This is a genomic window from Clostridium sp. AM28-20LB, assembly GCF_003480665.1.
GTDB classification, from domain to species: Bacteria; Bacillota; Clostridia; order Lachnospirales; family Lachnospiraceae; genus Otoolea; species Otoolea fessa.
In genome coordinates this window covers 979,867-999,650 of the sequence record NZ_QUJN01000001.1, presented here as the reverse complement: position 1 = coordinate 999,650, position 19,784 = coordinate 979,867, and the positions used below count along the sequence as shown (strand labels likewise).

Here is a 19,784-nt window from a genome sequence, read left to right as displayed (position 1 = left end):
AACCACGTCAAATTCCGTTACCGGGCACGTATGCGTGAACACTAACCTTGTCAGAAAAATGTAAGAAGTAAAATGGGACGAAGTGTTCTTAATAAAGGAAGAGTGTGATATAATAAAACCATTGTACGTGAGTATGTCACATGGTCGGCTGTTCCGGATTGCATCGGAATGGCAGAAGAAAAAGAAAACAATTTGGAGGGTTTGGAGCGGTATGAGAAAAACATGGAAAATGAGAGCAGCAGCACTGTTACTTACGGCGGTCTGTACGGTAGGGGCGTCGTTTGCGGCGTATGCGGATGATGTGCCGTCCGGACCGGCATCGGATATGGAGCTGATTCAGAGGCGGGAGCAGGCGTCCGGTTCCCAGAATGAGGCGGGGGATGCACAGACGGCTGCTGGCAGCGAGAATCATGCTGGCGCAGCGGAAGGACAGCAGACAACAGAGAACCAGGAGACAGGAAATAACGGACAGACTGCTTCTGAGACACAGGGAACGGAGCAGGGGGACAGCCAGGTTCCGGATGGAATGGTAGCCAGCGGCGGTCGTTATATCGATCCGAATGCACCGATGGTGGCACTGACCTTTGATGATGGTCCGTATGCCCCGGTTGGAAACCGCATCATGGATTGCGCGGAACAGTACGGCGGCCGTGTGACCTTTTATGTGGTCGGAAACCGTGTGAATTCCTATAAGAGTGAGATTCAGCGGATGTATGCCAATGGGCATGAGATTGGAAATCACACGCAGGATCACAAGTATCTCCAGAAGTTAGGCGCACAGGAGATTCGTCAGCAGGTGGAGGCCTGCAATCAGGCGGTTGCCGCGATCACAGGCGAGGCACCGAAAACAGTCCGTCTTCCGGGCGGTGGAAAAAACAGCACTGTGCTTGCCAATATCAGCCAGCCGATCGTACTCTGGGATGTGGATACGCTGGACTGGAAGACGCGCAATGCGGCTTCATCGGTGCAGACCGTGTTAAACCAGGTAAAAGATGGCTCGGTGGTTCTGATGCATGAGCTTTACAATGCTTCCGGTGATGCGGCAGTCACGATCATTCCGGCGCTTGTGGAGCGTGGCTATCAGCTGGTGACGGTCAGTGAGCTGGCGCAGTTCCGCGGTGGACTGGCAGGCGGAACCGTCTATTACAGCTTCCACAAATAAGAGGCTGCATTCACATACGGCGAAAGCCCCCATATTCTAACAGTAAGGGAAGAATATGGGGGCTTTTTCCTGTGAACCGGGCGAGAGAATGGATTCATTGCAATGAGGCGTACAGACGAGGACTGACAGGAAAAGGCGTCGGGGTGGCGATCCTGGACACAGGGGTATTTCTGCATCCGGATTTGGAAAATTGCGTTTACGGATTTCGGGATTTCCTTAAGAAAAAGCAGCAGCCGTATGATGACAATGGGCATGGAACGCATGTGGCAGGGATGATTGCCGGCAGCGGCACGGCGTCGGCGGGACGCTATCAGGGTGTGGCGCCGGGGGCGCAGCTGGTCTGCCTGAAAGTGCTGGATCAGAGGGGAAATGGGTATGTATCGGATGTGCTGGCAGGGCTTCGCTGGGTGCGCCAGAATGGCAGCCAGTACGGGATCCGGATTATCAATATATCGGTTGGCTCCTTTACACCGAAGGGAATGAGCGAGGATTCGGCGCTGGTGCGCGGTGTCGATGCGGCGTGGGATGCCGGGTATGTGGTCGTGGTGGCAGCGGGAAATAATGGTCCAGCCGCGCACACGATCACAACGCCGGGGATCAGCCGGAAGGTCATCACGGTGGGATGTGCGGATGATGACCGGGAGGTAGAGGTGGCAGGCAGCCGGATGGTGGACTATTCGGGGCGGGGGCCGACGGACGCCTGCATCTGCAAGCCGGACATTGTGGCGCCTGGATCACGGATTGTGAGCTGTAACCTGCGGCGGAACGGGTACCGTTTTAAAAGCGGGACGTCCATGTCTACGCCGCTTGTCGCGGGGGCGGCGGCGCTTCTGCTGGAGCAGAACCCGGACATGACGAACCGGGATGTGAAGCTTCGCTTTAAAGAGCGGGCAGTGGATCTGGGGCTGCCGCGCAACCAGCAGGGCTGGGGGGCGCTGGATATCGGGCGGCTGTTAGAGTAGAAGCGGGGCGGTGCCAGATGACGTGTACAGGCAGGCATTTTTGCAACGGAAGGTTTTGTGTGAACAGTAATGGTGGCAGCGTAACTGTTCACAGGTAGGAATTTCCTGAACTGAAAATTCCGTACGACACAGTTCGGGTAGCAGCTTTTCTCGGCAAAATAATAGACAGAACCAGCCGGAAAATGATATAATTGTAGATACTTTGAATCGCAGAATCAGGTTATAGATCCGGCAGCATCCTGCAGTGCGTCCGGGGGAAAACCAAAAGAAAACAGTTGACATTTACAGCCGGATCCGCTATGATAGAGCTAAGTTTAGAACGTTTGTTCGTGATTGGCCGCGGAGCGGCGCTTTGGAGGGAAAGATGAATAAAGAAGACAAGCTGAAAGCATTGGATGCTGCGTTGACACAGATTGAGAAAGCATACGGAAAAGGCTCGGTGATGAAGCTGGGTGATTCTGGTGCGAATATGAATATAGAGACGATTCCGACCGGCTCCCTGAGCCTGGATATTGCACTGGGACTGGGCGGTGTTCCGAAGGGACGAATCATCGAGGTATACGGACCGGAGTCCAGTGGTAAGACGACGGTTGCCCTGCATATGGTGGCAGAAGTACAGAAGAGAGGCGGTATCGCTGGATTTATCGATGCAGAGCATGCACTCGATCCGGCATATGCGAAGAAGATCGGTGTTGATATCGATAATCTGTATATCTCCCAGCCGGACAACGGCGAGCAGGCGCTTGAGATTACCGAGACGATGGTGCGCTCCGGTGCGATCGATATCGTGATTGTGGACTCGGTTGCCGCACTGGTTCCGAAGGCAGAGATTGACGGTGAGATGGGTGATTCCCACGTAGGTCTGCAGGCACGTCTGATGTCGCAGGCACTCAGAAAGCTGACCGCAGCAATCAGCCGTTCAAATTGTATCGTTATCTTTATCAACCAGCTGCGTGAGAAGGTTGGTATCATGTTCGGAAACCCGGAGGTTACGACCGGTGGACGGGCACTCAAGTTCTATTCTTCTGTCCGCATGGATGTCCGCCGGATTGAGTCTCTGAAGCAGGGCGGCGAAGTGATTGGAAACCGTGTCCGCATCAAGGTTGTGAAGAACAAGATTGCTCCGCCATTCCGTGAGGCAGAGTTTGATATCATGTTCGGAAAAGGTATTTCCCGTGAGGGCGATATCCTGGATCTGGCGGCGAAGGAGAACATCGTGGAGAAGAGCGGCGCCTGGTATGCTTATGAGGGCAGCAAGATCGGTCAGGGACGCGAGAACGCGAAGAATTTCCTGGCAGCAAATCCGGAAATCTGCCTTGAGATTGAGAACAAGGTACGTGTCAAATACGGACTTTCCGAAGACACGATGATGCCGGAGGCGTCCAAGGAAGCACCGACGGAGCTTCCGCCGGTAGGAGTGGACGCAGAGGACGAAAAATAGAGTAAAATCCTGTTACAGGGCACATATGTGTGAACAGTAACAGGAAAAGTTACAGCTGGCAACGTGTGAACTGTAGCTATGAAAAGGGGCTGTATATGCGGATTGAACGCGTAGAATCCCTGGATAAGAGAAAGTGCAAAGTTTTCACGGATGAGGACTTTGCCTTTCTTTTATATAATGGGGAATTAGAAAAATACGGTGTCTGTGAGGGCGCGGTTTTGGAAGAAAGAACGGAGAGGGAGCTTTTGGATCTTTTAAGCCGCCGGGCACATGAGCGGGCGCTGAATCTTTTGAAGGTGCAGGACCGGACGGAAGGAGAAATGTGCCGCCGCCTTTTCCAGGACGGGTATCCGGATTCGATCGTGCAGGAGACGATTGGATTTTTGCAGGAATATCATTTTGTGGACGATGCCAGATATGCGGCGAATTACCTGCAGGTTCATGGAACGCGGAAAAGCCAGGCGGAATTGAAGCTTTACCTGCAGCGAAAAGGCATATCGCGCGAGATCATCCGGGAGCAGCTGGAAGAGACAGAACATGATTCGGGCGAGGCAATCCGCGTTTTGCTTGAGAAGAAGCATTACAAGGCGGGAGAGACAGCGCCGGAGGAGGAAAAAAAGATCATTGCCTATCTGATGAGGCGGGGATTTTCATGGGAAGATATCCGGAGAGAGATGAAGGAGCGGGAGGATGCATTTAGTTGACTTTCAGGCGCAGAGTCATTTGCCAAAGATGATTTTGAATGGATTTTGTTTCATGACTGTGAACGTGCAAATGTATTATGAAACAGAACAGAACGCTGTCTGAAGGCGTCTCGTAACTGTTCACTAGTAGGAATTTTCTGAACTGAAAATTCCGTACGATACAGTTCCGGCAGCAGATTTTGCCGATTTGGAATGCGTAGCATCGGCAAAATCCCGTTGCTGGGCACACGTGTGTGAACAGTAACGGAAGCTGGTTAGGAAGCGCTTATTCTGCTTGACATACTGTATAAAACCGTTTAAAATTATAGTATTGTATTTTCGTACAATGAAAACTAAATAAGGAGGTGCTCCTGTGTCACAAGTAATAATTGCGGTTATCGTTACAGGTGTTATTGTAGCAGCTATTACTTGGGTCGTTGCGAACCAGCATCGCCAGAAGACATATGAGGCGAAGATTGGAAGCGCAGAAGAACGATCCAGGGAAATAATAGATGAAGCATTGAAAATTGCTGAGACAAAGAAGCGAGAAGCTCTCCTTGAAGCGAAGGAAGAGTCGTTAAAGACAAAGAATGAGCTTGAGAAAGAAACAAAGGAAAGAAGAGCTGAGCTTCAGCGCTATGAAAGACGTGTACTGAGCAAAGAAGAAAACCTGGACAAAAAAGCAGAAGCGATGGAAAAGCGTGAAGCGGGTATGAATGTCAAGGAGGAGGCACTCAAGAGAAAGACTGCGGAGGCAGAGGCTCTCTATGAGAAAGGTATGCTGGAACTGGAGAAGATCTCCGGTTTAACCTCTGAACAGGCAAAGGAATATCTGCTGCGTTCCGTGGAAGAAGATGTAAAGCATGATACGGCGAAGCTGATCAAAGATCTCGAGGCGAAAGCGAAAGAGGAAGCAGAGAAGAAAGCCAAGGATTATGTGGTGACAGCGATTCAGCGCTGTGCTGCGGATCATGTGGCTGAGACAACCGTATCAGTCGTACAGCTTCCGAATGATGAGATGAAGGGACGAATTATCGGACGTGAGGGAAGAAATATTCGTACACTGGAGACTCTGACGGGCGTGGAACTGATCATCGACGATACGCCGGAGGCAGTTGTCCTGTCTGGCTTCGATCCAATCCGGAGAGAGGTAGCGCGTATTGCACTGGAACGTCTGATTGTGGATGGACGGATTCATCCAGCCAGAATCGAAGAGATGGTAGAGAAGGCACAGAAAGAAGTGGAAAACATGATGCGCGAGGAGGGCGAAGCGGCTCTTCTGGAAGTTGGCATTCATGGTATCCATCCGGAACTTGTCAAGCTACTTGGTAAGATGAAATTCCGGACAAGTTACGGTCAGAATGCATTGAAGCATTCGATTGAGGTTGCACAGTTAGCCGGACTTCTGGCGGCTGAGGTGGGCGTCGATGTACGGACCGCCAAACGTGCAGGTTTATTACATGATATTGGAAAGGCAGTCGATCACGAGCAGGAGGGAACCCACGTAGAACTGGGTGTGGCGCTCTGTAAGAAGTACAAAGAGTCCGCAACCGTTATCAATGCAGTGGAAGCCCATCACGGCGATGTAGAGCCACAGAGCTTGATTGCATGTCTGGTACAGGCAGCTGATACGATTTCAGCGGCACGTCCAGGTGCGAGACGAGAGACTCTGGAAACATATACCAACCGTCTGAAACAGCTGGAGGATATCACGAACTCCTATAAGGGTGTTGATAAATCCTACGCAATTCAGGCAGGTCGTGAGGTGCGTATCATGGTTGTACCGGAACAGGTCAGCGACGATGATATGGTTCTGATGGCGAGAGAGATTTCAAAGCGGATTCAGGAAGAGTTACAGTATCCGGGACAGATCAAGGTCAATGTAATCCGTGAATCGAGAGTTACCGAGTACGCCAAATAAAACCCGGCAGCAGGGCTGCATGGAGTAAACTTGAGCATGAAAATAAAAGTCTTATGGATGAAGATACATTACATTCATAAGACTTTTTTGTTTCATGGGAAATTGCGTCCTATGAAACAAAAAAACGCTCCGCGAGGATGCGCGCTCGCGCGAAGCAGAAACATGTCGCAAGCGACCGCGCGAGACGCCCGAATGTGCCAAAGCACATTCTTTACATCTTTTTTGAGAGAGAAAGAAATACAGAAAAATACATTTTTTTTTCATGAAGCGGAAAACGGAAACTCTGTTTTTCGGACAGACTGAAAATTTGCATGAGCAGGGTAAAATAAAGGGTCGTGAGCGTGAAGGCAGGCGGAGAAATTTTGCTTGCAAACTGTCCAAAAGACGAGTATTATAGCATGATAGAGTTGAAAAATAGTGATTATTTAGCAGCTTCATGCATTTATTGTGGCGTAATGGTAAGAAGATTGAACCGTTACCAAGATGCTGAATAGAAAGCCAGATGTGGCTGTTGGAAAGAGCAGCTGCAGTCAGACAACAAATGGAGGCTCATCCGGCAGGGAAGTGCCGGATGGCAGATGGAGGGAGACAAAGATTATGGCGAAAATTGGTTTTATCGGAATGGGAAATATCGGCTATGCGATCATGCGAAGCCTGCTGAACAAATATAAAACGGAAGACATCACTTTTACGGATCTGAACCGCCGGAGAGTGGCACAGATAGAGAAAGAGACAGGTGTCAAGGCGGTTGACACAAACCAGGATTGTGCGGAAAATGCAAAATATATCGTATTAGCTATAAAACCGCAGTTTTATGACAATGTACTGGCAGATATCAAGGACCATGTAACGAAAGAAAATATTATTATTTCGATTGCACCGGGTATCACGATTGACAGTGTCAACGAGAAGCTGGGCGGTGACCGCCGTATCGTGCGTGCGATGCCGAACACGCCGGCGCTGATCGGCGAGGGTATGACAGGTGTCTGCTACGACAAGAAGCTGTTTGAAGAGACAGAAAAGCAGATGATCAGCAATTTCTTTGAATCTTTTGGTATGATGGAGATCGTTCCGGAATATATGATGAATGCGGTTGTATGTATCAGTTCCAGTGCACCGGCATACATCTATATGTTCATCGAGGCGCTGGCAGATGCGGGCGTTAAGTACGGCATGCCGCGAGATGTGGCTTACCGGATGGCGGCGCAGGGCGTTGTCGGCAGTGCGAAGATGGTACTCGAGACCGGCAAGCATCCGGGCGCACTCAAAGATGATGTCTGCTCGCCGGGCGGCACGACGATCTATGCGGTCAGCGTCCTGGAGGAGTATGGTTTGCGGAATGCGGTTATCAAGGCATGTGACGCATGCTATGAGAAGTGCATCGACCTGAAATAGTGAAAAAATGTTGAAAAAGAACCCAGAAGGAACCTGGATATAAGGGTGAGAAAATATGGAACAGAAAGTAGAAAAGCAGGCATCGCTGGAGTCCGTGCCGGTCAAACGCCTGAAACGAGAGTTAAAATATCAGGGAACCATCTTGAAAATGTACGAAGATACCGTCGAGGTAAACGGACATCAGGCAAAATGGGATTTTATCCATCATGACGGCGCGGCAGCGGTGCTTCCGGTTACGGAGGATGGAAAGATTCTCATGGTGCGTCAGTATCGCAATGCGCTGGACCGCTATACACTGGAGATTCCGGCTGGTAAGCTGGATTCGCTGGATGAGGCGAAGATTGACTGCGCGTACCGCGAGCTGGAGGAGGAGACGGGCTACCGTTGTGATCATCTGGAATATCTGATGAGCGTCAACACAACGATCGCGTTCTGTGATGAGGCGCTGGATATTTTTCTGGCACGCGATCTCAAGAAAACCCATCAGCATCTTGACCCGGACGAGGAGATTGAGGTAGAGGCGTGGGAACTTTCCGACCTTTTGAAACGGATCTACGCAGGAGAGCTGACGGATGGAAAGACTGTGTCCGCGATTCTGGCGTATGCCTGCAAAGCAGGACAGAAGTAAAAATAAGGATCAGCGAAGCACTGTGAGCATCTGTGATGAAATAAATATATGGATTAAACGCTGAAAGACGCATGAAGCTAACAGCATATAGAGGCAGATATAAAGGCATATTATAAAAAACACTGAATACAGATAAGGTAACAAAGGAATAGGCAGGGATTGCATGTGAAAAGGAGATTCCGGCTTCCGGCTTTAAGTACCTGGGATGTATCAGTGTTTTTTTGGATCCTTGGGATTGTATTGGGGACGATAGCAGCCGTTTGTTTTCAAATTTCGTCCGGGAGCGGACATGCCGGGCTGGAAAGTGTGCCGGCAGCGAGGCTTGGACAAGAAATTGGAGATCCATCGGGTGCCGGGTGGCATCTAAACGCCGGAATGAAGGCAGCCAGCCGGGGAACTTTGTTTTTTCAGGTCTGGCTGCAGCGGTCAGGGATGGCGCTGATGCTGTGGCTGGCAGGTATGACGCCGGTCGCATGCCTGGCTGCGTGGGGTGCTTGTCTCGTCTTAGGTCTGGAGCAGGCATGGCTGCTGGCAGGATTTACTGGCTGGGGCGGTTTTTGGGGACTGCCTGTATTTGTGGCGACGTTATTTCCACAGGTGGTGTTTTATATTCCTGTGTTCTGGCTGCTTCTTTCCTGGGCGCTTGCAAAGGAGAGGCGGATACGGACGGCTGGATTTTTAATCCTTTTATTGGTGCTGGGGATGGGAACAGCGCTGGAAGTGTGGCTGAATCCTGGTTTTGTATCATTACTGGTCTCACACTGCCCATTTTAATGGGGCTGTCCGAATAAAAATATAATTCAAAATTTACAACATATGGGGGTGAAAAAAGTGGACGCACCATATGTTGTATTTTTATGTAAATCAGTCGAAAAATGTAGGAAAAGTGGGGAAAATTATGTTTGATTTTATGGGAAAATGTAGATATAATGATACCTGCGGACGATAAAAGCCCCGTTTGTGGAGAAGAAGGTAAGTTGCAGATAGGGTGAGAAAACCTCAGGAGAATGGATGGTTCAGATGGAGGAGTCAATAGGATTGCCGCGGAACGATATCTGCCCCGCAGGCTGGGGCTTTGGCAGAAAATGCCGTGAATAAAAGAATGGCGGAAATGGTTACGAGAATAGATTGGGGAAGTATGAGAGGGGAAGTAGACAGATTTGAACAGTACCTGCGGGAGGTAAAACAGGCATCGGAAAATACCGTACAGTCATATCGGAGAGATCTGATGCAGATGATTACTTATCTGGAGGAGAAAGAGATCCGGGAGGCGGCGAAGGTGACAAAGACCAGCCTGCATGGATATATTCTTCATATGGAAGAGCAGGGAAAGGCGGCTACCACCATTTCGCGGATGATGGCGGCGATGAAAGCGTTTTTTAATTATGAATGTATGCAGGCATGCATCCGGCGGAACCCGGCGGAAAGTCTGCATGCGCCGAAAGTGGAGAAAAAGGCGCCGGTGGTTCTGAGTGTCGATCAGGTATCAGCGCTTCTGGCACAGCCATCCGGGCAGACACCGAAGGAGATTCGGGACAAGGCGATGCTGGCTCTTTTATATGCGACCGGAATCCGGGTGTCAGAGCTTATAGGGATCCAGATGGAAGATATCAATATGAACATTGGATTTCTGGTCTGTCGCGACGGGGAGAGGGAACGGACGATCCCATTTGGACGTTCGGCGAAAGCAGCGCTGGAGGAGTATTTGGAACATGCGAGAAACGAGCTGCTGCGTGGAAAGGGATCGGACTATTTCTTTGTCAACTGTACAGGCGGCGCGATGAGCCGGCAGGGATTCTGGAAGATTATCAAATATTACGGCGAGAAAGCCGGGATTGAGGAAGATATCACGCCGCATACGCTGCGCCATTCCTTTGCGGCGCACCTGATTGCGAGAGGTGCAGACATGCGGGCGGTTCAGACGATTCTCGGACATTCGGATATGGCAACGACGCAGATGTATGCGGCGTACCGGGGAGATTGAAAAATATCATATAAATTATAAAAATAAAACACCTGTTTTGTGAAAGACTTGACAAAACAGGTGCTTTACTATATACTTTAGTGGTTTAAAGCGTAACTGTTTAACGCAGATGAGGAAATGTGAAGGAGAAAGACAATGGAGCAAGTACATTTAAAGTACGGAACGTCGGCGGTCGATTTTGAGATTGACGGTGCGAAGAGTGTAAAATACCTGTATGAAAATAAGATGCGGGTCATTGAAGATATAAAAGCAGAATTTCTGCATTGTGTGACGGATGGTGTGATTGGCACGAAGCCGTTAAAGGAATTGATTGCACCGACCGATCCGGTTACGATCGTGATCAGTGATATGACGCGTTTCTGGATGCGTCAGGACGTGATCTGCGAGCTTCTGGTAAAATATCTGCACGATGAGATAGGCGTGGGATATGACCAGATTGCGGTTGTGGTTGCACTGGGAACACACCGCAAGAATACGGCGGAGGATCGCAGAAAACTTGCAAGCGAGTTTGTCTACGACCATGTAGCGAGCGTGACTGACCATGACTGCGATGCGCCGGATCTGGTATACATCGGTACGACGTCCTTCGGAACGCGTGTATCGGTCAATCCGCTGGCAGTCGGCAGAAAGGTCATCTGCATCGGCGGTACGGTGCACCATCTGATGGCAGGCTACGGCGGCGGAAGAAAGAGCATCGTTCCAGGTATTGCTTCCCGTGAGACGATCCGCATGAACCATGAGCGTGCGCTGGATCCGGAGAAACCGATGACGGATGTGCGTGTCGGCAGCGGTCTGGTGGAGAACAACCCGATCAACCTGGATATGCGCGAGGCAGGTGCCATGGTACATGTTACGTTCGGTATCAATATCGTGGTAGATACATCTTCCCGCCACAGCGGTTTATTCTGTGGTGAGTTTGACAAGGCATGGCAGGCAAGCTGCAGTTATGTACAGAAGGGATACGGACTGCCGATCGACTATCAGGCAGATGTCGTAATTGCAAGCTGCGGCGGTTTCCCGAAGGATCTGAATTTTTATCAGTCCACCAAGACGCTGTTTAACGCATCGAGAGCGGTCAAAGAGGGCGGTACACTCATTATGCTGGCGGAATGCCCGGAGGGAAGCGGTTCCAAGGATTTCTTCGACTGGATTAAGCCTCTCTCTAAGGGATGCCTGGATGAGGCACTGCGTGCGTCTTTCACCATCGGCGGCTATATTTTCTACGCAGCCTGCGAGTCCATCCGTCGTTCGAAGACGCTGCTTCTGTCTTCCATGGAGCCGGAGCTGGTTCGGGATATGGGCGTAAGATCGTTTAAAGATATGAAGGATCTGCTGGCAGAGGTAGACTTTAACGGAAAAGATGTATATGTAATTCCGTACGGCGGAAGCGTGCTCCCGCAGACAAAGGAAGCCTACGAGCGTATTTGCCGCGAGGCAGAGGAAAATGGAGGCGCGAAGTAATGAATATTCCGCTGCTAATTGTTATTTTATATGTGCTTCTGCTGTTTAGCATCAGTATCTATGTGTCTTACTGCCAGAAAAAGGACTCAGAGAACTTCCTTTTATATAAAGGAAAAAATAATGCGTTTGTCGTGGCAGCTAGTATCGCGGGTCTGGCGATCGGCGGCGCTTCGACGATCGGTATCGCGGAGAACGCCTTTACCGTGGGGCTGTCGGCAGGCTGGTATGATACAGCATGGGCGATCGGCGCGGTTGTTTCTTCTATGCTGGCAGTCCGTTACCTGCGTAGAAGCCAGTACACGACCATCAGCGGTCTTGTAAGGGACCTCTATGGCACAAAGACGAAAATAGAAGAGCCAAAAATAGAAGAGTTTAAAGTAAAAAAGAACGTCAAACCCAAGCGAAAAACTTAGAATTTGACGTTCTTTTTGCATATTTATATTCGATTCGATGCTACTCAACCGTCCCGGCGTCTTTGATATAGGAAATGAAACTCTTCTTGATCGAGGTCACGATTTCTTTGCATTGTGTATATTCTTCGCTGTCGCTGGCATACTGCTCGTCGTAGTGCGGATCCAGAATGAAGATCTTGTTGCCGCAGAAGCCTAAGATGGTGCAGCCGTTTAAATCGCGGTAATGCGTGTCCTCAAATGCGAGAATGCGGAAGAGAAGTCCGCCTCCGTTGGCTTCATAGGCTGTTTTTTCATATACCTCGTAGGAATCCCCGCTCGGAACCATGATGAGTCTCGAAAATGCCTGGGATGGAAGTTTGAATGAAAAATCGTCGGTAATTACTTTGGAGCCGGTCAGCTCGATGGAGAGGTTGTCCGGGTCCTCCTGAGAAAAACTCACAACCTGTGCGGAATAATCAGCTGCATAAGACGGCGTCACGTAGAGAGCCGCAGCCAGAGCCGCGCAGAGGAATAATTTTGATTTCATCCTGAGATCTCCTTTTAGTCTGTCTTTTTGTTCCCCTATATAGAAGATAGGCTATGGAATCCATAGCCTATCTTAAACTCCATATAAATTTATTATAGCACAGACGTCTTTAAAAGTCAGCTGGAAATTTTATCCAAAATCATCCAATTCTCGAATCTTTTTTCCCTTCTGACAGGTTCTTCTGTGCGGTGGAAAGCATCAGTTTGATACGATTCAACTGATTGACTTCACTGGCACCCGGATCGTAGTCTACGGCGATGATATTCGCCTCTGGATGGCTGGCGCGCAGTTCCTTGATGACGCCTTTTCCGACGATGTGGTTCGGCAGGCAGCCGAACGGCTGGGTGCAGATGATGTTCGTCGTGCCGCTGTGAATCAGTTCCAGCATCTCGCCGGTCAGGAACCATCCCTCGCCGGTCTGATTGCCGAGGGAAACGTAATGCTTCGCCATCGACGCCAGATCCTGAATCCGTGCAGGCGGAAGGAAATGTGTGCTGCGTTCCAGTTCGCGGCGGCAGGTGCGGCGGAAATACTCCAGCAGGGAGATTCCCATGTTGCACAGGTGTGCGGTGGAACGTTTGCCGCCCAGATTGTCGGCTTTGAAGTTGCTGTTGTAGAAGCAGTAAAGCAGGAAATCAAGCAGATCCGGCATTACAGCCTCGGCACCCTCGGCTTCCAGAAGCTCTACCACGTGGTTGTTTGCTAACGGGGAGAATTTTACCAGGATCTCGCCGACAATGCCAACCCTCGGTTTTTGGACATTGCGTCTTGGAAGTTCGTCGAAGTCATGAACAATACCGCGGATGTTGCGGTTAAACTCTGCCATGGATAAAGAACGTTTCTGCAGTGATTTGATGCAGATTGCTTTCCATTTCTCATGCAGGGCGTTGGCGGAGCCGGCTTTTGCTTCGTATGGGCGGGTCGCATAGAGAACACGCATGAAGAGGTCGCCGTAGACAACCGCCTGCATTGCTTTGGTAAGAAGCGGCAGGGTGATTTTAAAGCCCGGATTCGTCTCCATGCCGTTGGCATTTAACGAGATAACCGGAATCTGCGGCATACCGGCGCGCTCTAAGGCACGGCGGATAAAGCCGATATAGTTGGAAGCACGGCAGCCGCCGCCGGTCTGGCTCATGATAACGGCTGTGTGCTCTAAGTCGTATTTGCCGGAGAGCAGCGCATCCATGATCTGACCAACCACGATCAGGGACGGGTAACAGGCGTCGTTGTTGACGTACTTAAGTCCTGTGTCGATAGCAGTACGGTCGGAGTTCTGCAGCACCTCCAGGTTGTAACCACAGCTTCGGACCGCCGGTTCGATGAGGTCGAAATGGATCGGCGACATCTGCGGGCAGAGGATTGTGTAGTTTTTCTTCATTTCCTTCGTGAAATAAACACGGCTGTATGCGCTGGAAACGATCGGTTTATGGTAGTGGCGCATCTCGCGCACACGGATTGCGGCGATCAGGGAGCGCACACGGATACGTGCGGCGCCGAGGTTGTTGACCTCGTCGATCTTGAGCAGCGTATAAATTTTGCCGGAGCGGGTCAGAATATCATTGACCTGATCAGTAGTAACTGCGTCCAGACCGCATCCGAAGGAGTTGAGCTGGATCAGATCCAGGTTTGGCTGTGTCTTCACATAGGAAGCTGCCTCGTAGAGGCGGGAGTGGTACATCCACTGGTCGGTGACGATCAGCGGACGGTCAACGCGTCCTAAATGGGAGACGGAGTCCTCGGTCAGCACGGCAAAACCGTAGGAAGTGATGAGTTCCGGAATGCCATGGTTGATCTCCGGATCTACATGGTACGGTCTGCCTGCCAGCACGATGCCGTGGTGTCCGGTTTCTTTTAACCAGGCGATGACTTCCTCGCCCTTCTTTTCCATATCCTGACGGGAGGCGATGAGTTCCTGCCATGCCTTGTGAGCGGCGGCGCGGATCTCTTTCTCCGGGATCGACTGATCCTTGGTAAATTCTTCGACCAGACGTTTTGTCAGGATTTCCTCATTTGTAAATGCCATAAACGGATTCTGGAAATGTACCTTGTGATCCGTCAGGGATTCTACGTTGTTTTTGATGTTTTCCGCGTAGGATGTGACCATCGGGCAGTTGTAGTGATTTCCTGCTTCCGGGGTTTCGTTGCGCTCGTAAGGAACGCACGGATAGAAAATGTAGGTCAGTCCCTGGCGGATCAGCCATTCGATATGACCGTGCGCGAGTTTTGCCGGGTAGCATTCGGATTCGCTCGGGATCGATTCAATACCAAGTTCGTAGATCTGTCTCGTCGATTTTGGGGACAGAACGGTGCGGTAACCCAGTTCCCTGAAGAAGACCGCCCAGAACGGGTAGTTTTCATACATATTCAGGACACGCGGGATGCCGACGGTACCGCGCGGCGCCAGATCGGCGGTCAGCGGTTCATAATCGAACATACGGTGGTATTTATAGTCAAATAAGTTCGGAATGTCTTTTTTCTGTTTGTTGCCGCCCAGACCGCGCTCACAGCGGTTGCCGGTAACGAACTGACGTCCGCCGTCGAAACGGTTGATCGTCAGGACACAGTGGTTTGTACAACCCTGGCAGCGCGCCATCGTCGTCTTGTAGGTCAGGCTTAAGATCTTGTCGATCGGCAGCATCGTGGTTGTCTTGGAAGCATCGTAGCGCTCACGGGCAATCAGAGCCGCACCGTAGGCACCCATGATACCGGCGATGTCCGGGCGGACTGCCTCACAGCCGGAGATCTTCTCAAAACTGCGGAGAACCGCATCGTTGTAGAAGGTACCGCCCTGCACGACCACGTGTTTTCCGAGGTCGGAGGCATTGGTAATCTTGATAACCTTAAACAGGGCATTTTTGATGACGGAGTAAGCCAGTCCGGCAGAAATATCTGCGACGGAAGCTCCCTCTTTCTGCGCCTGTTTGACGTTAGAGTTCATGAAAACAGTACAGCGGGTACCGAGGTCGGTCGGATTTTTGGCAAAGAGCGCCTCTCTGGCAAAATCCTGTACGCTGTAATTTAATGATTTAGCAAATGTCTCGATAAAGGAGCCGCAGCCGGACGAACAGGCTTCGTTGAGCTGTACGCTGTCTACGGTGCCGTCCTTGATCTTGATGCATTTCATATCCTGGCCGCCGATATCGAGGATGCAGTCTACATCCGGCTCAAATGCCGCCGCTGCGTAGTAGTGGGAGATCGTCTCGACCTCGCCCTCATCCAGCATCAGGGCAGACTTTAAGAGCGCCTCGCCGTAACCGGTGGAGCAGGAATAAGCGATCTGTGCTTTCTCCGGAAGCTGGTCATGGATCTCCTGCATCGCACGGATCGCCGTCGCCAGCGGGCTGCCGTTGTTGTTGCTGTAGAAGCGGTATAGAAGAGAGCCGTCCTCGCCGACGAGCGCCACCTTGGTTGTGGTGGAACCGGCGTCAATGCCGAGGTAGCAGTTGCCTTCGTAGGTCGCTAAATCACCTTTTTTGACATCATGACTTGCATGGCGGGTCCTAAATTTTTCATAGTCAGCTTCATCAGTAAAGAGGGGTTCCATCCGCTTTACCTCGAAATCCATCTTGATGCCGTGGGACAGCCGTTCGATCAGATCGTGCAGGCTGGCAGTCGTCTTCGGATCAGAGTTCATCGCCGCGCCGATCGCCGCAAACAGATGCGAGTGATCCGGGGCAATGATCTGGTCCGTCCCCAGATTCAGGGTGCGGATAAATGCCGCGCGCAGCTCCGAGAGGAAATGAAGCGGTCCACCGAGAAACGCAACATTGCCGCGGATCGGCTTGCCGCATGCCAGACCACTGATGGTCTGGTTGACAACCGCCTGGAAAATGGAGGCGGACAGATCCTCTTTGGTTGCGCCCTCATTGATGAGGGGCTGGATATCCGTCTTGGCGAAAACGCCGCAGCGCGCCGCGATCGGATAGATTGCCTTGTAATTTTTCGCATACTCATTAAGACCGGATGCGTCCGTCTGAAGCAGCGAAGCCATCTGGTCAATAAAAGAGCCGGTGCCTCCGGCGCAGATTCCGTTCATACGCTGGTCAATGCCGCCGGTAAAATAAATAATTTTCGCATCCTCGCCGCCAAGCTCGATGGCAACGTCGGTCTGCGGGGCATAATCCTTCAGGGATGTGGCAACCGCTACAACCTCCTGAACAAATGGAATGCCCAGATGCTTAGAAAGTGTTAAACCGCCGGAACCAGTGATGACCGGCTCGACGGTCAGTGCGCCAAGTTTCTCTTCACCCTCACGGAGCAGGTCCGCGAGCGTCTCCTGTATGTTTGCAAAATGACGTTTATAATCGGCGAAAAGAAGCTTACCGCCGTATTCAATAATAGATACTTTAACCGTTGTGGAACCGATGTCGATTCCTAATTTTTTACAGGAATTCATGTACAATCGGGGCAGTGCCCCTTCCCTCCTTTGTATTACACATGTATTCGGCTATACTTTAACATAGAATAAGGAAGAAAACAATCGGTAGGGTGCGTTAAAAAGATGCTAAAAATGTGCAAAATTTGTTAATATCGCGCATAATGGGAGAAGGGCGTTCCTGTACAAGGAAAGGCATTTTCTGCGTGGAAAATACCGCTTTTTCTGAGTTGGAATGCAGCCATTATAGAGCGCAGGCGGGTACTTTTGGAACCGAATGTGTCGTAAGATAACGTGGTGGAAGCGACAATATAATTTGACAAAGAATCCGCCGCTCTCTATAATGAAAGGAAAACGGCAAAGGATGTGAATTATGAATTTTTTTAGAAAATTAGAGCGCAAATTCGGTCGGTTTGCGATCCCGAATCTGATGTACTATATCATCATGATGTATGCGGCTGGATTTGTGATGAGCCTGTTTAATCCGTATTTTTACGTGCAGTATCTGGCGCTTGATGCAGCGGCGATCCTGCGGGGACAGGTATGGAGAATCGTGACCTTTCTCGTATGCCCGCCTCAGTCGGGCGTCCTCTTTGCGCTGCTCGCGATGTATCTCTATTATTCGATTGGATCGACGTTGGAACGCGTGTGGGGAACCTTCCGATTTAATATGTTTTTCTTTATGGGCGTGCTGGGACACATCATTGCGGCATTCCTGGTGTACGGTGTGACCGGCTTTTCGGTGCCGATGTCCCCGTATTACTTAAATGAATCGCTGTTTCTGGCGTTTGCCTGCACCTTCCCGGAGATGCAGTTCCTTCTGATTTTCATTCCGATCCGGGCGAAATACCTTGGAATGATGTACGGAGCGCTTCTGGTCTACAGTTTCTTAACGGGTGGCATTATCGCGAAAATTGAGATTGTTGTTTCGATGCTCAATTTTATCATTTTCTTCCTGATGACGCGTAACTACCGGAAGATCAGCCCGAAAGAGGCGGTTCGCAAGCAGAAGTTCAAAAACGAGATGCAGAAAGCGCAGATCCAGAAAATTTCCCTGACCCGCCACAAATGCGCGGTCTGCGGACGTACCGAGAAGGACGATCCGAACCTGGAGTTCCGCTATTGTTCGAAGTGTGCGGGAAATCTGGAATATTGCATGGATCATCTGTATACGCACAAACACGTGACCGAAGAAGAATTGAAAGATTCTAAATAGAATCAGGCGGTGGATTGTTTTTTAGCAGGGGAGTAACTGTTCAGCAGGTCTGCGCATTTACTGAACAGTTACGCAGGGGATTTAAATAGGCTGGATAAAGCATACAAAAGAGCCTATAAATGATTCGCTGATGGGAAAATTCTTAAAAAAATGACAGAATATGAGGAGGAATAACGGCATGAAAAAGACAAAGATTGTCTGCACAATGGGACCAAACACCGATAACCGGGAGATTATGAAGGAGTTGGCGTTAAATGGCATGGATGTCGCACGTTTTAACTTTTCGCATGGCGATCATGCGGAGCATAGACATCGTTTGGAGATTCTGGAAAGTGTGCGCGAGGAGCTGGGGATTCCGATCGCATCGCTTCTGGATACCAAGGGACCGGAAATCCGTACCGGCAAATTAAAAGATGGAAAGAAAGTGACGCTGAAAGAGGGCGATCTGTATACTCTGACGACCGAGGAGATTGTGGGGGATGAGACACGCGGCTACATCAACTATGCGGGGCTGGCGGAGGATGTAAAGCCGGGCGACCGCATTTTGATCGATGATGGCCTGATTGAGCTGCACGTGCGGGAGGTCAATGGAACAGACATCGTCTGCCGGATTGAAAATGGCGGCGAGCTGGGCGAGAAGAAGGGTGTCAATGTACCGGGAGTACGGGTCAAGCTTCCGGCGCTGACCGATAAAGATAAGGAAGACATTCGTTTCGGCGTGGATGCAGGCTTTGATTTTGTGGCGGCTTCGTTCGTCCGCAATGCCGATGCGATCCGCGAGATCCGGGAGATTCTGGATGAAAAAGGTTCTGCTATGCAAATTATCGCGAAAATCGAGAATGAAGAAGGAATTGAAAATATTGATTCCATCATTGAGGCGAGCGACGGCATCATGGTAGCCCGGGGCGATATGGGCGTGGAGATACCGGCAGAGAAGGTTCCGCACATTCAGAAGATGATCATCCGCAAGTGTAACTTAGCGTGCAAGGTCGTTATCACGGCGACCCAGATGCTCGATTCAATGATCCGAAACCCGCGACCAACGCGTGCCGAGGTATCGGATGTGGCGAATGCAGTGTATGAGGGAACCGATGCGGTCATGCTGTCCGGCGAGACGGCGATGGGAAGTTACCCGATCGAGGCAGTCCGCATGATGAGCCAGATCGCCGAGGAGTCGGAGAAATATCTGGATTATATGTTCTACCAGAGAAGAAAGGTATCGGCGGAAAATCTTCGAAATATATCTAATACGGTATGTTATTCGTCCGTAGCGACCGCCTCCGATCTGGAAGCGCCGGTCATTGTGGCGCCGAGTGTCAGCGGATTTACGACGAGAATGCTTTCGAAATGGCGTCCGAAAGCATTGATTGCAGGACTTTCCCCGAGCATGACGGCTGTCCGCCAGATGCAGCTCTACTGGGGTGTTAAGCCATTCCATGCAAAACGCGCCGAATCGACGGATGCGCTCTTATTTGCATCGGTGGAATTGCTGAAAGAGAAAGGTATCGTCAAAGAGGGTGAGATTGTGGTTGCAACCGCGGGTGTGGTGACACGTGCCAACCGCCATGAACCGGTAGCTGATACGAATATTATGCGTGTAATGGTGGTAGAGTAGAA

General features: G+C 50.6%; 15 protein-coding genes. 13 read left to right on the top strand and 2 right to left on the bottom strand.

Translation table 11 applies throughout. From position 1 onward, the window contains the following. Window positions 1–211 precede the first annotated feature (211 nt). The 11 genes from DW739_RS04395 (at window position 212) to DW739_RS04340 (ending at window position 12,050) form a co-directional block, all read left to right on the top strand. Entirely contained in the window at window positions 212–1,162 is a 951-nt protein-coding gene (locus tag DW739_RS04395; protein ID WP_117796355.1) for a polysaccharide deacetylase family protein, read from the top strand. A 71-nt stretch (window positions 1,163–1,233) separates the two neighbouring features. Further along, the gene (locus DW739_RS04390; RefSeq protein ID WP_022359678.1) at window positions 1,234–2,124 is read left to right on the top strand and encodes a S8 family peptidase; all 891 of its coding nucleotides are present in this window, start codon (window positions 1,234–1,236) and stop codon (window positions 2,122–2,124) included. Between the two features lie 364 nt (window positions 2,125–2,488). After that, entirely contained in the window at window positions 2,489–3,565 is a 1,077-nt protein-coding gene (gene recA, locus DW739_RS04385) for a recombinase RecA (RefSeq protein ID WP_022359677.1), read from the top strand. A 95-nt stretch (window positions 3,566–3,660) separates the two neighbouring features. Continuing rightward, window positions 3,661–4,269, top strand: a complete 609-nt coding sequence (locus tag DW739_RS04380; RefSeq protein WP_118482367.1) for a regulatory protein RecX — start codon at window positions 3,661–3,663, stop codon at window positions 4,267–4,269. A 352-nt stretch (window positions 4,270–4,621) separates the two neighbouring features. Then, window positions 4,622–6,169, top strand: coding sequence for a ribonuclease Y (gene rny, locus DW739_RS04375; protein ID WP_107000340.1), 1,548 nt, complete (start codon window positions 4,622–4,624; stop codon window positions 6,167–6,169). A gap of 597 nt (window positions 6,170–6,766) precedes the next feature. After that, window positions 6,767–7,564: a pyrroline-5-carboxylate reductase gene (gene proC / locus DW739_RS04365; protein WP_022359673.1), complete on the top strand. Its 798-nt coding sequence runs from the start codon at window positions 6,767–6,769 to the stop codon at window positions 7,562–7,564. A 55-nt stretch (window positions 7,565–7,619) separates the two neighbouring features. After that, window positions 7,620–8,192, top strand: a complete 573-nt coding sequence (locus DW739_RS04360) for an NUDIX hydrolase (RefSeq protein WP_107000338.1) — start codon at window positions 7,620–7,622, stop codon at window positions 8,190–8,192. A gap of 165 nt (window positions 8,193–8,357) precedes the next feature. After that, complete coding sequence (locus DW739_RS04355) at window positions 8,358–8,966, top strand: hypothetical protein (RefSeq protein ID WP_147355658.1); 609 nt, start codon at window positions 8,358–8,360, stop codon at window positions 8,964–8,966. 316 nt (window positions 8,967–9,282) lie between these two features. Next, window positions 9,283–10,176, top strand: a complete 894-nt coding sequence (gene xerA / locus DW739_RS04350; RefSeq protein WP_333549857.1) for a site-specific tyrosine recombinase/integron integrase — start codon at window positions 9,283–9,285, stop codon at window positions 10,174–10,176. Window positions 10,177–10,311: 135 nt separating this feature from the next. After that, window positions 10,312–11,637 carry a nickel-dependent lactate racemase gene (gene larA / locus DW739_RS04345; protein WP_118742677.1) on the top strand — a complete coding sequence of 442 codons (1,326 nt, stop codon included), beginning with the start codon at window positions 10,312–10,314 and terminating at the stop codon, window positions 11,635–11,637. Continuing rightward, window positions 11,637–12,050, top strand: a complete 414-nt coding sequence (locus tag DW739_RS04340) for a hypothetical protein (RefSeq protein ID WP_243023725.1) — start codon at window positions 11,637–11,639, stop codon at window positions 12,048–12,050. The genes larA and DW739_RS04340 overlap by 1 nt, the downstream gene beginning before the upstream one ends. Window positions 12,051–12,090: 40 nt before the next feature. Here DW739_RS04340 and DW739_RS04335 read toward each other — a convergent pair whose 3' ends face one another. Then, window positions 12,091–12,576: a hypothetical protein gene (locus tag DW739_RS04335; protein ID WP_107000334.1), complete on the bottom strand. Its 486-nt coding sequence runs from the start codon at window positions 12,574–12,576 to the stop codon at window positions 12,091–12,093. Window positions 12,577–12,715: 139 nt separating this feature from the next. After that, complete coding sequence (locus DW739_RS04330) at window positions 12,716–16,972, bottom strand: 2-hydroxyacyl-CoA dehydratase (RefSeq protein ID WP_118742676.1); 4,257 nt, start codon at window positions 16,970–16,972, stop codon at window positions 12,716–12,718. Window positions 16,973–17,324: 352 nt separating this feature from the next. On the opposite strand from DW739_RS04330, the gene DW739_RS04325 reads away from it, so the two are divergent. Further along, on the top strand, window positions 17,325–18,167 hold the full coding sequence (locus DW739_RS04325) for a hypothetical protein (protein ID WP_107000332.1): 843 nt from the start codon (window positions 17,325–17,327) through the stop codon (window positions 18,165–18,167). A gap of 160 nt (window positions 18,168–18,327) precedes the next feature. Beyond that, window positions 18,328–19,782 carry a pyruvate kinase gene (pyk, locus tag DW739_RS04320; protein WP_265104138.1) on the top strand — a complete coding sequence of 485 codons (1,455 nt, stop codon included), beginning with the start codon at window positions 18,328–18,330 and terminating at the stop codon, window positions 19,780–19,782. The last annotated feature ends 2 nt before the right edge of the window (window positions 19,783–19,784 follow it).

Coding starts and splice junctions, on each gene's coding strand:
- DW739_RS04395 (WP_117796355.1), top strand. CDS start 212: ATGAGAAAAACATGGAAAATGAGAGCAGCAGCACTGTTACTTACGGCG.
- recA (WP_022359677.1), top strand. CDS start 2,489: ATGAATAAAGAAGACAAGCTGAAAGCATTGGATGCTGCGTTGACACAG.
- DW739_RS04380 (WP_118482367.1), top strand. CDS start 3,661: ATGCGGATTGAACGCGTAGAATCCCTGGATAAGAGAAAGTGCAAAGTT.
- proC (WP_022359673.1), top strand. CDS start 6,767: ATGGCGAAAATTGGTTTTATCGGAATGGGAAATATCGGCTATGCGATC.
- DW739_RS04360 (WP_107000338.1), top strand. CDS start 7,620: ATGGAACAGAAAGTAGAAAAGCAGGCATCGCTGGAGTCCGTGCCGGTC.
- larA (WP_118742677.1), top strand. CDS start 10,312: ATGGAGCAAGTACATTTAAAGTACGGAACGTCGGCGGTCGATTTTGAG.
- DW739_RS04340 (WP_243023725.1), top strand. CDS start 11,637: ATGAATATTCCGCTGCTAATTGTTATTTTATATGTGCTTCTGCTGTTT.
- DW739_RS04335 (WP_107000334.1), bottom strand. CDS start 12,576: ATGAAATCAAAATTATTCCTCTGCGCGGCTCTGGCTGCGGCTCTCTAC.
- DW739_RS04330 (WP_118742676.1), bottom strand. CDS start 16,972: ATGAATTCCTGTAAAAAATTAGGAATCGACATCGGTTCCACAACGGTT.
- DW739_RS04325 (WP_107000332.1), top strand. CDS start 17,325: ATGAATTTTTTTAGAAAATTAGAGCGCAAATTCGGTCGGTTTGCGATC.
- pyk (WP_265104138.1), top strand. CDS start 18,328: ATGAGGAGGAATAACGGCATGAAAAAGACAAAGATTGTCTGCACAATG.